Origin of the sequence: Croceicoccus esteveae (assembly GCF_031846435.1) — a bacterium.
GTDB classification, from domain to species: domain Bacteria; phylum Pseudomonadota; class Alphaproteobacteria; order Sphingomonadales; family Sphingomonadaceae; genus Croceicoccus; species Croceicoccus esteveae.
The window spans coordinates 49,204-64,345 of the sequence record NZ_JAVRHS010000010.1 but is presented as its reverse complement, the minus strand read 5'-3'; the positions used below and the strand labels follow the sequence as shown (position 1 = coordinate 64,345).

The 15,142-nt window shown below is 60.6% G+C and carries 11 protein-coding genes; 7 read left to right on the top strand and 4 right to left on the bottom strand.

Annotated features, from left to right (window positions below):
- Nucleotides 1-123: 123 nt before the first annotated feature.
- The 4 genes from RM533_RS11225 (at nucleotide 124) to RM533_RS11210 (ending at nucleotide 2,837) form a co-directional block, all read left to right on the top strand.
- Entirely contained in the window at nucleotides 124-807 is a 684-nt protein-coding gene (locus tag RM533_RS11225) for an energy transducer TonB (protein WP_311341322.1), read from the top strand.
- 67 nt (nucleotides 808-874) lie between these two features.
- Nucleotides 875-1,678 carry a MotA/TolQ/ExbB proton channel family protein gene (locus RM533_RS11220; protein ID WP_311341321.1) on the top strand — a complete coding sequence of 268 codons (804 nt, stop codon included), beginning with the start codon at nucleotides 875-877 and terminating at the stop codon, nucleotides 1,676-1,678.
- Between the two features lie 136 nt (nucleotides 1,679-1,814).
- Nucleotides 1,815-2,345 (top strand): ExbD/TolR family protein, encoded by a 531-nt coding sequence (locus RM533_RS11215; RefSeq protein ID WP_311341320.1) that lies wholly within the window; start codon nucleotides 1,815-1,817, stop codon nucleotides 2,343-2,345.
- Between the two features lie 33 nt (nucleotides 2,346-2,378).
- Nucleotides 2,379-2,837 (top strand): ExbD/TolR family protein, encoded by a 459-nt coding sequence (locus RM533_RS11210; protein WP_311341319.1) that lies wholly within the window; start codon nucleotides 2,379-2,381, stop codon nucleotides 2,835-2,837.
- 66 nt (nucleotides 2,838-2,903) lie between these two features.
- On the opposite strand, the gene RM533_RS11205 is transcribed toward RM533_RS11210, so the two are convergent.
- The 3 genes from RM533_RS11205 to RM533_RS11195 all read right to left on the bottom strand — a co-directional run bounded on the left by RM533_RS11205 (nucleotide 2,904) and on the right by RM533_RS11195 (nucleotide 8,282).
- The gene (locus RM533_RS11205; RefSeq protein ID WP_311341318.1) at nucleotides 2,904-5,324 is read right to left on the bottom strand and encodes a ligase-associated DNA damage response DEXH box helicase; all 2,421 of its coding nucleotides are present in this window, start codon (nucleotides 5,322-5,324) and stop codon (nucleotides 2,904-2,906) included.
- Nucleotides 5,325-5,577: 253 nt separating this feature from the next.
- Complete coding sequence (locus tag RM533_RS11200; RefSeq protein WP_311341317.1) at nucleotides 5,578-6,570, bottom strand: agmatine deiminase family protein; 993 nt, start codon at nucleotides 6,568-6,570, stop codon at nucleotides 5,578-5,580.
- A 20-nt stretch (nucleotides 6,571-6,590) separates the two neighbouring features.
- Entirely contained in the window at nucleotides 6,591-8,282 is a 1,692-nt protein-coding gene (locus RM533_RS11195) for a M28 family peptidase (protein WP_311341341.1), read from the bottom strand.
- 167 nt (nucleotides 8,283-8,449) lie between these two features.
- On the opposite strand from RM533_RS11195, the gene RM533_RS11190 reads away from it, so the two are divergent.
- On the top strand, nucleotides 8,450-8,917 hold the full coding sequence (locus RM533_RS11190; protein ID WP_311341316.1) for a COG3650 family protein: 468 nt from the start codon (nucleotides 8,450-8,452) through the stop codon (nucleotides 8,915-8,917).
- A 392-nt stretch (nucleotides 8,918-9,309) separates the two neighbouring features.
- Nucleotides 9,310-11,622 (top strand): CDC48 family AAA ATPase, encoded by a 2,313-nt coding sequence (locus RM533_RS11185; RefSeq protein ID WP_311341315.1) that lies wholly within the window; start codon nucleotides 9,310-9,312, stop codon nucleotides 11,620-11,622.
- 81 nt (nucleotides 11,623-11,703) lie between these two features.
- Here the strand turns inward: RM533_RS11185 and polA are convergent, their stop codons facing one another.
- Entirely contained in the window at nucleotides 11,704-14,586 is a 2,883-nt protein-coding gene (gene polA / locus RM533_RS11180; protein ID WP_311341314.1) for a DNA polymerase I, read from the bottom strand.
- Nucleotides 14,587-14,841: 255 nt separating this feature from the next.
- On the opposite strand from polA, the gene RM533_RS11175 reads away from it, so the two are divergent.
- Complete coding sequence (locus RM533_RS11175) at nucleotides 14,842-15,111, top strand: hypothetical protein (protein ID WP_311341313.1); 270 nt, start codon at nucleotides 14,842-14,844, stop codon at nucleotides 15,109-15,111.
- Nucleotides 15,112-15,142: the final 31 nt, after the last annotated feature.

Here is a 15,142-nt window from a genome sequence, read left to right as displayed (position 1 = left end):
GCCGAAAACGCCGCTGCGGGAGTGTTTGGCAGACGACATGATTGACAATCGGTCGTTTTTGTTCGTTTTTAGGAAAGTTCGTTCGCGAACGATCCGGACGAAGTTATGGAGTGATGCATCTGAATGGCTTACGCTGACCAACAGATGAGCGGCAACAAGGTTGCCGCGATTGTAATTGTCGCATTGCTGCACATTGCAGCAGTCTATGCGCTCGTGACTGGTCTTGCGTATGAAGCGCTGGAAAAGGTCAAGGAAACGGTTACCGCCATCAATATCGAGGAGCCACCGCCGCCGCCACCACCACCGCCGCCACCGCCGGATGAGCCGCAGCCAACGGCACCTCCGCCGCCTGTTGCTCCGCCTCCGGCGATCCGGATAGAACGGCCGGCGCCACAGATCGAGACGGTGCGCACGCCGCCACCGCCTGCCCCTCCTGTGCTGCGCATTCCGCCGCCGGCAGCGCTTGCGCCGCCACGACCGGTTGCACCCCCGGCACCCCCGCCGCCGTCAAAGGCGCGTAGCGTATCACCGGACGGACAGGGGCGCTGGGCACAGCGTATCCAGGACAATTATCCCAGCCGCGCCTTGCGAAATGATGAAGAAGGCCGTGTGGGTGTGCGCGTGACGATTGGCGCCAATGGCCGGGTCTCCGATTGCTCGGTGACAAGCTCGAGCGGGTCGTCGTCTCTTGACGAAGCCGCCTGTGATGGAATGCGACGTTATGCCCGCTATAATGCGGCGCTCAACGATGCGGGCGATCCGATCCAAAGCACGACCTCAACGACGATTGTTTATCAAATCCAGTGATCCGGCGGCAGGCATCTGCCTGCACCCAGTCAAAAGTTCATAAGATTTCGACAAAGGAATAGACGCAATGCTCATCGAAATTCTTGCAGTGGCCGCAGAAGCTGCTCCGCAGAACAAATTCGGCTTTGCCGAAGCGCTCGAACAAGGTGGCTTCATTGCCTACGCCACGGTCGTGGTGCTTGGCATCATGTCCTTCGGATCGTTCTACATCCTGTTCACCAAATGGTTCGAACAGAACAAGGTCATCAAGCAGGGACATGAGGTGCGTTCGAACTTCTGGCGAACCAATTCACTGCGCGAAGGCGCTGGCAAGCTGACCAAGAATTCCGCTTATCGGCAGCTTGTTGACGACGGTATCGCTGCCGAAGAACAGCATTCGCGCATGACCGACAGTCTGGAAGCGCATGATTGGCTGCACGGCTCGCTTGCCCGGTCCGAAGATCTTGTGAATGCCCGGTTGGCGAGTGGTCTGCCGTTCCTCGCTTCGGTGGGTGCAACCGCGCCGTTCATCGGCCTGTTCGGCACAGTGGTCGGCATCTATCGCGCACTTATCAGCATCGGTATCGCCGGATCGGCATCGATCGACAAGGTTGCTGGACCTGTTGGCGAGGCCTTGATCATGACTGCGCTCGGGCTGCTGGTGGCCGTGCCTGCCGTGCTTGCCTACAACTACCTGCAGGCTCGCAACAAGCGCATCGCCGAACAGCTGCGTGGTTTCTCGACCGATGTCCTGGCGAACATCACGTCCAAGGGCGCAGTGAAGCCAGTCGTTGCCGCTCCTGCTGGAACGAAGCCTGCTGCTCCGGTGGCACAGAAGCCCGTTACCACCACGACAACCACCACCGCGACGCAGCCGCCGCTCAAGAAATAAGCCATGTGCCGGCGGCCAGTCACTGGTCTGGCCGCCGGCGCTGCTTTACCGGATCATCCGGCCTGTCGGTGCGGCCAGTGCACAGACAACAAGCTCCTCACAGGAGCAGACGAAATGTACGAGATAGGATGAGATAATGGCAGTTTCGATGGGATCCGGTGGCGAAACACCGATGTCTGACATCAACACCACGCCTCTCGTCGACGTGATGCTGGTCTTGCTGATCATCTTCCTGATTGCCGTTCCCGTGGCGATCCAGACGATTGAGAAGCTTGAAGTGCCGATCATCGTGTCCGAAGAGTCGCAGGACAAGGTGGAAAACCTTTTGCTTACGGTTACCTCGACCGACGAGGCTGGCCGCAGCCCTGGCGAGCCGAACTATGCCGGGGCAACACGATCGGGCGAATGTCGGGTGTATTTCAACAATATCACGCCTGTAAATTCCGAAGAACTCCAGCAGCAGGCTTTCGAACGGCTCGACAGCATAATCCAGCGTGAAGGTGGGCCGGAGGCAATCGCCGAAGATCCGGAGAAGATCCCGCAGGTGCATATCCGCGGCGATGTCGACACCCCCTGGCGGTGTGTCGCAGGAGCGATCTACCAGATCCAGCTGGCTGGATATCCGACGGTGGGCTTCATTTCCAACCCTGTTGACCCCAACGGCTGAGCCGGCCACCGGCACATTTAGGAGAATATCGCGATGGCAATGTCAGGTGGCAAGGACGACGGGTCCCCCATGATGGAGATGAACACGACCCCGCTGATCGACGTCATGCTCGTTCTGCTCATCATGTTCATCATCACCATTCCCGTTGCGACCCACGCAACGAATATCGAACTCCCCGCGCCAAGCGACAGTCCGGAGAATCCGGTGGTCAATCCGATCAAGAACAAGGTCGTGCTGACGCAGGCTGGCGAGATCCTCTGGAATGGGCAGTCGGTCAATGACAACCAGCTCGTCTCATTGCTTAACGAATCGCTGCTTTTCGCAGTTGAGCCGGAACTGCAGTTCCAGCCTGAAGAATTTGCCAGCTATGATCTGTCTGCAAGGGTGCTGCAGATCATCAAGGCATCGGGTGCGACAAAGTTCGGCTTTGTCGGAAACGAACAGTTCCGCGACTTCGGCAAATCGAACGTGATGGGTGCCTCAACGACTTGACGCATCATGCCGGAAGGTTCTGGGGGTGGACCATGTGTCCGCCCCTTTTTTGTTGCTGCCGCTGTTTCAATCGGGGTCCATCGCCGCAGCCGCCAGCGAGTGCGCCTCCACCAGCAGATCGTCATCGGCCGTGCCCACTGGTGTGCGCTCTCTGCCGATCGAGACCATCACCGGCACTGCGAGCGGGCTCACCCGCTCCAATGCGACATGCACGAGCTGCTCGCGGGCGCGATCAAGCAGGCGAGCGATGCGGCCGACATCAGTCATTCGGCTGCGCGCGTCGGCCCATGCCGCTTCGATCAGAAGATGGTCAGGTTCATATTTGCGCAGCACGTCAAAAATCAGGTCAGTGGAAAAGGTAACCTGCTTGCCTGTCTTTGCCTTGCCCGGCTGCTGGCGTTCGACCAGTCCCGAGATCACTGCAACCTCGCGAAACGCCCGGCGCAGCAAATGGGAGTTCTGCACCCAATCGACAAACTCATGCGCCAGGATGTCCGGCGCCAGCAGCTTTGCGGGTTCTGTCACCGGCTTCAGGCTCCAGACCGCCAACGCATAATCATTGGCGACAAAGCCAAGTGGAGAAAGCTGCTGGTCTTCCATGCGCCGGGTGATCAGCATTCCCAGTGACTGGTTCGCATTCCAGCCTTCGAAAGTGTAGAACACGCTGTATTCCCGCTTGGCATGAGGGAAGCTTTCCACCAGCAGCGTGCCCGGTCCAGGCAATTGCGATCGCCAGTCCTGCACCTCCAGCCATTCGCGTACATCATCCGGAAAACGCGCCCAACCTGGTCGGTCGGTCAACAGCGCACGAACCCGATCGGCAAGATGCGTCGTAAGGCCGAGCCGGGCGCCGCCATAGCTGGGGATCATGGCTGACCGCTTGGCGGCCCGCACCGTGATTTCCACTTCCTTGACCTGCTCGACCTCCAGATCGAGCCCGGCAAACTGGAAGGTGTCGCCTGTGCTGAGCGAAGCGGCGAACCGTTCCTCCACCTTTCCCAGAGACCTGCCGTTGCGGAACCGAACATTGAGCATCTCGCCATCGATGATGATACCCGCGTTCAGCCGATGCTTTGCCGCATCCTGCGGTCGTGCCAACCGCCACCACCCGTCCTCCTCCCGGACGATCCGCTGAAACCTGTCATAGGCACGCAAGGCGTAGCCGCCGTTGCCCACGAACGCGAGCACCCGCTGCCAGGTTGCCGCATCGACCCAGCTGTATGCAAGGCAGGACTGAACCTCGTGCAGCAGCGCATCTTCCTGAAACGGTGCAGCGCAAGCGCATGCCATCGCGTGTTGCGCCAGAACGTCGAGCCCGCCGGGCCGAAAACTTTCGCCATCGCGCTCGCCCGCTTCGACCGCGTCGAGTGCGGCTTGCGCCTCCAGAAACTCAAAGCGGTTGCCCGGCACGAGGATAGCGCGGCTGGGCTGGTCAAGCCGGTGGTTCGCCCGGCCAATCCGCTGCAGCAGGCGTGACGATCCTTTGGGCGCACCCATCTGGATCACGCAGTCGATGTCGCCCCAATCGACACCGAGATCAAGGCTCGCCGTCGCAACCAGGGCACGCAGCTCGCCGCGGACCATTGCTCCTTCAACCTTGCGACGCGCCTCTACCGAGAGCGATCCATGATGGATGCCAATGGGCAGCGTATCCTCGTTCACTTCCCAGAGACGCTGGAAGATGTATTCGGCCAGAAAACGGGTGTTGGTGAACACCAGCGTGGTCCGGTTGCGGCCAATTTCGCGGTAGATTTGCGGCACTGCCCAGGTCGCTGCATGACCGCCCCACGGCACTCGCTCCTCCTCCGGAAGGAGGATCGACACCAGCGGCGCTGCTCCTGCTTCACCGACAACATGAGCCACCCTGTCGATGTCCCCCCAAGGCGCGAGCCAGGCCCGATACTCATCCGGCTCTGCCACGGTTGCCGACAAGCCTGCCCGCCGCGCCTGGGGGGCAAGGGCATGCAGCCGTGACAATGCCAGCGCGAGCAGATCTCCGCGCTTGTCGGTTGCAAAGGCGTGGATCTCGTCAATGACGATACGCTGCAAGCCGGAGAACAGATTGGCGGCATCGGGATAGGAGATGAGGAGGGACAGCGATTCAGGTGTCGTCAGCAGCACATGCGGCGGTTTGAAGCGCTGTCGCTGCTTGCGATTGGACGGCGTGTCGCCGCTGCGTGTCTCGATCCGCAGCGGTAATCCCATTTCTTCCACTGGCGTCAGGAGGTTGCGTCCGACATCAGTGGCCAGTGCTTTCAGCGGCGATATGTAAAGGGTATGCAGCCCATCAGACTGCGGCTGCAAAGCCAGCCGTTCAATGCTGAAGGCAGCAAGCGTGGGCAGGAAACCGGCCAAGGTCTTTCCGGCTCCGGTATCTGCCGTCAGCAGCGCGTGCTCACCACGATCATCTGCTGCAAGCATCGCGGCCTGATGATCCCGGATGCGCCAGTCGCGCCTCTCGAACCAGGCATTTATCTGTTCAGGCACCGAGGCACGCACGGAATTTGTCACGCGCTCACGATGCAACCAGTGAACCGATCAGCCGGTGCTGAAGCCGCGTCTGCTGACAAGCCAGAGCCAGGAACAAAAAAGGGTCCGGTCGGAAAACCCGGCCGGACCCAGAAGTTTGGGAGAGGATGCCTGTAAGGCCTGCCCTTTGTGCAGTGCAGCAGCGTTCTTCGCAACTGCAAAAACAGCACGCCCGCTTGCGCTTTTGTCAAGCGCACCGCAAACGACAGACTCATTTGCGCCCATCTCTGGGCAAACCACGGCAAGGCATCTGCTGGCTGGCGCAGTGGAACCCGCCCCCGCCAGCAAGGATGGCGCTGCTGGCCAGACCAAGCACATCGCGATCAGGAAACAGCGTCTTGACTGCCGCCACGGCGTCAGCGTCATGGATGCTGCCAAAAGCCGGCACCACCACCAGATCGGTGGTAATGCAGAAGTTCATGTAACTGGCCGGCTCAACGAAATCGCCATAGGTGACCAGGCCCGCAGAGGGCACATCGGCAATTGCAAGCCCGAAAGCCGATGCCCGTGCGCGTGCGTCTTCGTAGACCACGCGGTTCGGGTCCGCAGGCCCGGTGGCAACCGGCAGCGCGAGGCGGCCGCGCCCAACAAACCGGGCAAGATTGTCGACATGCCCGTCCGTGTGATCGTTCATCAATCCATGACCGAGCCATAGAACGCGGTCGAATCCCAGCTGGTCGGACAAGCGGCACTCGATCTCCACGCGTGACAGTTCAGCGTTGCGGTTGGCGTTGAGCAGGCACTGCTCGGTTGTCACGACGAGTCCGGTGCCATCAGTATCGATGGCGCCACCTTCCAGGATCCAATCGGCTGTTTCCAGGGCCAAGCCGGCGTCGTGTGCCAGCGTCGCACCGATCGTGTCGTCCCCGTCCATGCGATATTTGCCACCCCAGCCGTTAAAGCCGAAACGCCGCGCTGCCTGTTGGCCTTGCGCATCATGCACGATCAGCGGCCCGGTGTCGCGCAGCCAGATATCACCATATTCGCGCCGTTCCAGCACCACCGATGCCGACACCAGTTGACGTGCGCGCGCCTCGTTGGCCGCGTCGCGAACGAGCAGGCGCACCTGCTGCCCGGTATCCGCTACGGCATTGGCAAAAGCGGCAATTTCCTCCTGCGCCTGAAGAAAACTGCGCGGCCATTCTGTCGCATCATGCGGGAAACCGATCCACAGCCATTCTTGTGGATGCCATTCTGACGGCATCCGCCATTCCGCTTGAGCCATCAACAACCCGAGGCGGAGGCGGCGCAGCTTTCGTCCCGGATCCGGCGAAACTCATCCCCGGCAAGCCAGTTGGGCCAGGTGTCCGCATCGGAAAGCGACCGGCCGAGCGTATAGTAAAGTTTCAGATCCTGCTCCACGCCGCTCCAGTTCCAGCTGGGATCGAATTCATCCTTGGGTCCATGATAGCGGTTGGTCACATAATCGGCAGAAGCAGCTTCGCCTGCTTCTACCCCGCCATCGATCAGATCATTGCCGCCGTCGACGTACAGCATGGGCACGCCGCGCTTCGCCAGACTGAAATGATCGGACCGGTAATACGATCCTTTTTCAGGAGTTGGTTCAGGAGTGGTGACCCGACCAAGCGTGTTCACCGCAGAGGCCAGATAGTCATCGAGCTGCGACTTGCCTCCTCCGACGACCACGACGTTCCTGGCCGGACCGGCAAGCGACAGCGCATCCATGTTTACTCCGCCCACCGTCTGATCGAGTGGGAAGACCGGATTGGCGCTGTAATATTCGCTGCCTAGCAAGCCCGATTCCTCGGCCGTGACTGCAAGGAAGGCAAGCGTACGCTCAGCAGGTCCTGCCCTGGCATGCGCCTGTGCAAGCGCCACAAGAGCAGCCGTACCGGTGGCATTGTCAATCGCCCCGTTGCAGATGTCGTCACCTGTTTCATCCGGTTTGCATCGGCCAAGATGGTCCCAATGGGCTGTATAGAGAACATATTCATCAGGCCGCTGCGATCCGGGCAGGACACCGATCACATTGTTCGAAGCAAAACGGCGGATCTCGTTATCAAACCCGAAGCTGGCGTTGACGCCCAGCGGAACCGCGCGAAAGCCCTTCTGCCTTGCTGCCTGGGACAGGCTGGCAAGATCCATACCGGCAGATGCAAGGATTTTACCCGCTGCTTCCTGCTGCAGCCAGCCGTTGGCCATCGTCTGGCTTGCGCCATCATCGGCAGTCTGCGCGTATGCCTGCGGTCCGGTCCAGCTCGATTCAACCACATTCCAGCCATAGGCAGCGGGATAGGTTTCATGCACGATCAGCGCCGCTGTCGCGCCCTGCCTGGCAGCTTCCTCATATTTGTAGGTCCAGCGTCCGTAATAGGTCATCGCCCGCCCGCCAAACGGCCCATCGAGCGTTTCCATGGCATAATCGGGATCATTGACGAGGATGAGCGCTGTCTTGCCGCGCATATCCACGCCAGCATAATCGTTCCACCCTTTTTCCGGCGCGTTGATGCCGAAACCGACGAATACAATCTCGCTGTTCTGCACCGCTGTTGCCGGAGTTACCCGGTAGCTGGCCGCAACATAATCGCTGCCCTGTGCAAAGCTGAGGGGCTCCTTGCCGCCGTTGACCACGAGCGGGCGAAAATTGCTTCCGGTGACCTCCACCAGCGGCACTTCCTGTAGCCAGCTGCCGTTGTTGCCAGGCTGCAATCCGGCGGCGGCGAACTGTTCCTCCAGCAGCGCGATCGTCTTGCGTTCACCCTCGGTGCCAGGTGCGCGACCCTCAAACGCATCAGACGAAAGGATGCGCGTGAGATCCTTTACCACATCCACCGGGATTGGCGGGATCTGCGACGCGGGTCCAGCCGCCTGCACAGCAGGTGCATCGTTCATCGTGGCACATCCAGACAGCATGACGGCTGCCGACACGGACAAGGCGGTTAACAATCGACGCATCATCTTCTCCCCCGGACCGGCCTGGCTGCCCTTCGGCGAGCCGGCTTGTCTGCCGTCATTGGTGACGCATTGCATGGCAGAGCATGATGCTGTTCGCAAGCCACTGAACCCATGCAGCTAACCGCATGACTATCGCCATCTTATCGCCCATGTGATAGGCAACCAGAATGCAGAAAATTGCCCTCCTGTCCGCCTTGGCTTTGGTGACGGGCGGCTGCACTGCCGCAACGCCTTCCAGCGAAGCGCCAGCACCTGACGCCAACGAGGCGACAATCAGCCCGCTTGGCGCGGCAACCCCGACCAGTCCCGCAGCGGTGGTGCCTACCGTCCTGCCCGACGGGTTTCGCGCAGTTGGTACCGAACCTTTCTGGGCCGTACATGTAGCAGATGGCAAGCTGCGCTACACCACCCCACAGGATCAGGAGGGTGTTCTCGTCGAGGTCCATCACACCGCTGATTTGGCTGGAGAAGCTGGCTTGGCAGGGACAATGGACGGCCGAACGTTGCGCCTTGTCGGCAAGGCTGAACCATGTTCGGATGGCATGTCGGACCGGGAATACCCATTCTCCGTCATTCTTGAGCTTGGCGAGGAGCAGTTCAAAGGCTGTGCCTGGTCGCTTGATAGCGGCGCATGACGCGCCGCAGCATATCTTCTTGCAAACGCCGCTGAACCAAAACTCTCTTGATTGTCCGGATCAATGGCGATCACGATGGTGCATTTCGATTGCAAAAACTGCAACCTCAAGAGATCATTCCGCACTTGCGAACAATAACCGACGAACCTATTTGGGTCGTGCCTTACAGGCATCCTCTCCCAAAACTCACATAGCCCGGTTGGATCATCCGACCGGGCTTTTTTTCAGGTCGCATCAAGCTCCTGATCGGTAGATCCGCAGCAATTTTCACCGGCTTTCCTGCACGCCGATGCCCTTTTCCCTTTGCAAGGGCCGGAACCAGACCCCACCTTTCTGCTTGGATCCATGCCGATGCATCAGTGCGGCGTGCAACAACGGACAAGGGATGATCAATGGCAGAAGCGGACGTGCCGGTCGATACGCGGGAAGTCAGGCTGCAGGTGGCAGCCTCGCGGCAGGAAGAATCAGGGCATGGGATCGCCCGGATCCCGCGTGATGCAATGGCGACGCTGGGCGTCACCGAAGGCGACATCATCGAGATCGCCGGCAAGCGGACCACCACTGCGCGGGTGCTGCTGCCCTATTCCGAAGATGAGGGGCTGAACGTCATTCGGCTCGATGGGTTGGAACGCGGCAATGCCGAGGTCGGATCGGGCGAACATGTGCTGGTCCGCCGGGCAGAATCGCGCCCTGCCACCCGGGTCGTGTTTGCGCCGGCGCAAAAGGACATGCGGCTGCAGGGTCCGGCCCAGGCACTCAAGCGCAATTTCTTCGGGCGTCCGCTGACCGCCGGCGATCTGGTTGCGACCCGCGGGCAGAAGCGGGTGCAGGACATGCCGCCAGAAATCGCCCGCATGTTCAACGCGCCAGCATTTGCACTGACGCAGATCCGCCTCTCGGTAGTCAGCACGACACCCAAGGGTATCGTCCACATTGACGAGAACACCGAGGTGGAGCTGAAGGCCGAGTTCGAGGAGCCGCGCGACAATCGCGCCGAGGTCAATTACGACGATGTCGGCGGCATGGAAGATACCATCCAGCAATTGCGCGAAATGGTCGAACTGCCGCTGCGCTACCCTGAACTGTTCACGCGCCTTGGCGTCGATCCCCCCAAGGGCGTGCTGCTGCATGGCCCGCCGGGCACGGGCAAGACCCGGCTGGCGCGGGCAGTTGCGAACGAAAGCGATGCCAATTTCTTCACCATCAACGGCCCTGAAATCATGGGGTCGGCTTATGGCGAAAGCGAAAAACGGCTGCGCGAAGTCTTCGAGGAGGCGGAAAAATCCTCACCCGCCATTGTTTTCATCGACGAACTCGACTCCATCGCGCCCAAGCGCAACAATACGCCCGGCGAAGCCGAAAAGCGGCTCGTCGCACAATTGCTGACGCTGATGGACGGTTTGCAATCACGCTCCAATCTGGTCGTGATCGCTGCCACCAATAGGCCGGATGCCCTGGACGAAGCATTGCGCCGGCCGGGCCGCTTTGATCGCGAGATCATCGTCGGCGTGCCTGACCAGACCGGGCGGGAGGAGATCATTGTCATCCACACCCGGGGCATGCCGCTGGGCGAAAATGTCGATCTGCGCGAGCTTGCCCGCATGACGCATGGCTTTGTCGGTGCCGACCTTGCCGCGCTGGCACGTGAGGCCGCGATCGAAGCGGTGCGCCGGATCATGCCGCAGCTTGATCTCGATGCGCAGACGATCCCGCCCGAAGTCCTCGACAATCTGTGCGTCACCCGCACCGACTTCATGGACGCGCTCAAACGCATTCAGCCGTCCGCCATGCGTGAGGTGATGGTGCAGGCGCCCACTGTCGGCTGGTCCGACATCGGCGGCCTGGACGAAGCGACCGACAAGCTGCGCGAAGGCGTGGAGCTGCCGCTCAAGAACCCGCAGGCGTTCAAGCGGCTTGGCATCCGCCCGGCCAAGGGGTTCCTGCTTTACGGGCCTCCCGGCACGGGCAAGACCCTGCTCGCCAAGGCGGTTGCCAAGGAAGCGGAGGCCAATTTCATCTCGATGAAATCCTCGGACCTGCTGTCGAAATGGTTTGGCGAAAGCGAACAGCAGATTTCCCGCCTGTTCGCCCGTGCCCGTCAGGTCGCGCCCTGCATCGTCTTCATCGACGAGATCGACAGCCTCGTTCCCGCTCGCGGCTCTGGCGGGGGCGAGCCGCAGGTGACAAGCCGCGTCGTCAATACGATCCTCGCCGAGATGGACGGGCTGGAAGAACTGCAATCCGTGGTCGTGATCGGCGCCACCAACCGGCCCACGCTGGTTGACCCTGCGCTGCTGCGCCCGGGCCGCTTTGACGAGCTGGTTTATGTGGGCACGCCCGATATGGCCGGTCGCCTGCACATCCTGAAAATCCACGCCTCTGACATGCCAATGACCAGCGACGTCGATTTGGCGGCGGTAGCAAAAGAGACGCAGCGCTTCACCGGCGCGGATCTGGAAGATGTCGTGCGCCGGGCCGGGTTGAACGCCATCCGCCGCGACGGCAGCGAAGTCGGTGAAGTGACCAACGCCGATTTTCAGGAGGCGCTGAAGGATTCCCGCGCGACGGTGACGGAAAAGATGGAGGAGGAATATGCCAAGATGCGAGGCGAGCTCAAACGCCGCGCGGCAGACACCGGGGTCATCGGCTTCATCACGCCGGGAATGTTGACGCCGACCCGCGAAAGCAAGCACGAGCCGAGCTGAGTGTGTCAATTGCAGGGCTGTGCCTGACAGCGCGGCCCTGCTCATGCTCCTGCATTACAATAGGTCCGTCAGGTTCGAGGATCAGTGCGCGTCGCCCCAGCTTGGACCAGCGCCAGTCTCGATGCCAAGCGGCACGTCAAGTTGCACCGAGGGACCAGCAGCACCTGCCATGATTTCGGCGATAACGGGTCCTGCTGCCTCCACATCCCCTGCCGGCAGTTCGAACACCAGCTCGTCATGCACCTGCAGCAACATGCGCACATCGTGCAGCCCGGCATCGCGTAGGGCCGGCAACATGCGCACCATGGCGCGCTTGATGATGTCGGCGCTGGTGCCCTGAATGGGCGCATTGATCGCTGCGCGCTCGCTCCCCTGCCTCTCCGCCTGGTTCTTGGCATTGATGCGCGGGAAATACGTTTTTCGCCCGAACAGCGTTTCTGAATATCCGTGCGACCGGACCTGCTCCAAGGTGCGTGCGATATAGTGCTGGATGCCGGGGAAACGTGCGAAATAACGGTCGATCATCGCCTGGGCTTCGTCGGGAGTTACCTGCAATCGACCGGCCAACCCCCAACGCGAGATGCCATACAGAATGGCAAAATTTATGGTTTTGGCCTGCGCGCGCGTCTCCCGGTCAGCGGTGCCGAACAATTCGAGCGCGGTTCGGCTGTGAATGTCCGCCCCTTGCCTGAACGCCTCCTTCAATGGCTCTACATCAGCCATATGAGCAGCAAGGCGCAGTTCGATCTGGCTATAATCGGCCGACAGCAGCACATTGCCAGGTTCAGCGATGAACGCCTCGCGGATGCGGCGGCCAGCGTCCGACCGGATGGGGATGTTCTGCAGGTTCGGGTCGGTCGATGACAGGCGCCCGGTCTGCGCGCCCACCAGGCTGTAGCTGGTGTGAACGCGGCCGGTCTGCGGGTTGATCGCCTGCTGCAGCGCCTCTGTGTAGGTGGAGCGCAGCTTTGATAATTGCCGCCAGTCCAGCACGCGCGCGGCCATTTCAACGCCCTGCCCCGCCAGCGTTTCCAGCACCGCCTGATCTGTGGAAAACTGCCCGCTCTTGCCTTTGCGTCCGCCATCCAGCCCCATGCGGCCGAACAGGATGTCGCCCAATTGCTTCGGGCTGCCGACGGCGAACTCTTCGCCTGCGAGCGCGTGAATATCTTTTTCAAGAGTGACGCACTGCTCGCCGAACTCGGCGGAAAGCGCGGCGAGCCGGTCGCGGTCCACCTTGATGCCTTCGCGTTCCATGCGTGCAACCACCGGAATGAGCGGGCGGTCAACATCCTCATAGATGCGTGTGCCTCCTTCATCAGGGAGGCGCTGTCGCAGCACATGCTGCAACCGCCACGTCACATCGGCATCCTCTGCTGCGTAGCGCGTCGCCTTGTCGAGCGGCACGGAGGCAAAACCGATCTGCTTCTTGCCGGTGCCGCAGACCTCCTTGAAAGTCAGCGTGGTGTGGCCAAGATGCGTCTCCGCCAGCGAATCCATGCCATGCGCATTGCCGATGCCGCCACCACCGCGCCCCGCATCCAGCGCAAAAGACAGGATCATCGTGTCATCGACAGGCGCAACCGCGATACCATGGCGCGCAAGCACGTTGATGTCATATTTGATGTTCTGCCCGATCTTGAGCACCGCATCGCTTTCCAGCAGCGGTTTCAACCTCGCGAACGCCGGTGACACGCCGATCTGGTCTGGCTTTTGCGCAAACATGTCATCATCGCCATGCCCAAGCGGGATATAGCAGGCATCATTGGGCCCAAGCGCAAGACTGACCCCCACCAGATCGGCCTGCATGGCGTCAAGCGCGCTGGTCTCTGTATCAACTGCGACGCACCTTGCGGCAAAAGCGCGCGAAATCCAGTCATCAAGGCGTTCAATGGTGGTGACGCACTCATACGAGTCAAGATCGGGCGCCGGCCAAAGCGGCAGTCCCGCACGCTCGCCTGCGCCACTCACCGTGCTATCTGCTGCGTCATTGCCCGCCGGGCCTGAACGCTTGCGCGGGTTGAGGTCATTGGTGCGTTCAGGACTGCCAATGCCAGCGTCGAGCCGCTTGAGCAGGCTGGTGAAGCCGTGTGCAGTCAGGAACTCGGCCAGAGGCTGTGCGGCGATACCATCAAGCCGCAAGTCGTCCAGCGGCACAGGAAGCACGCAATCTTCCTTTAGCGTCACCAGCTGTCGGGACAATCGGGCCATCTGCGCATGTTCAACAAGATTGTCGCGCATCTTTGACTTCTTCATGTCGGGTGCGGCCTGCAACACATTTTCCAGATCGCCATGTTCGCCGATCAGCTTCTGCGCGGTTTTGAGCCCGATTCCCTTTACACCCGGCACGTTGTCGACTGCATCGCCCATCAATGCCAGCACATCACCCAATTGGTCCGGGGGCACGCCGAACTTTGCCACGACATCGGCGGTTTCGATGCGCGCATTCTTCATCGTGTCGAGCATGTCTATGCAGCCACCTGTCGCGCCGTCCTCCCCTTGCGCGCATCGGCCCACCAATTGCATCAGATCCTTGTCTGATGAAACAATGGTCACATCCCAGCCCTTGCGAGTCGCGGCACGGGCATAGGACGCGATCAGATCGTCCGCTTCAAGATTGTCTTCCTCGATGCAGGGCAGCGAAAACGCGCGGGTGGCATCGCGGATCAGCGGGAATTGCGGCGTCAGATCCTCGGGCGGCGGCGGACGATGCGCCTTGTATTCGGGATAAAGATCGTTGCGAAACGAATGCGACGCCTTGTCGAGAATCACCGCCAGATGAGTCGGTCCGTCCGCTTCGTCCAGATCCTGTGCGAGCTTCCACAGCATCGTCGTGTAACCATAAACCGCGCCGACCGGCACCCCATCCGGGTTGGTAAGCGGAGGAAGCCGATGATAGGCTCGAAAGATATAGGCTGATCCATCCACAAGATAGAGATGCGGCGCTTTTGCGGGAGTTTGCATTACGCCGTCGTATCACCTGCGAAAGGGGAGGTCATGCTTGGCACACGCGCAAATTGGCAAAATGACAAAAAAAGTTCGTCTGTCCTAGTTTCGCCACAATCCTGTTGTAGCCACAGAATGCAAGGTTGCGTTTATTCGCTTGCAATGGCTGCTGCGCAGTCGTATTCCCGCTGCAGAGGATGCCGGATGGCGCCTCGCATTCGGTTGATCCTCATGATCTCTGAAATGCCCCAATTCGATCAAGGATGCATATTTATGCGCAAGTTCATTTTTGCCGGTGCCGTTGCTGCTGCTGCCCTGTCGCTGACCGCCTGCTCCGAGCCGGTTGACGAAACCGCAGACGCGACCCTGGTCGATCCTGCAACCGTTGAAACCGTTCCTGCCGACACCATGGGCACGATGGACGGCATGGCCACCGACATGGAAACCGGCGTTGACGGTATGGTTTCCGATGTTGATGCCGCTGCTGCAGAAGCAGAAGCAGACCTTCAGGGCGAGACGGTTACCGAAGCTCAGGTCGACTGATCTTCTTGACCAGTTCATGAAAGCAGGCGCG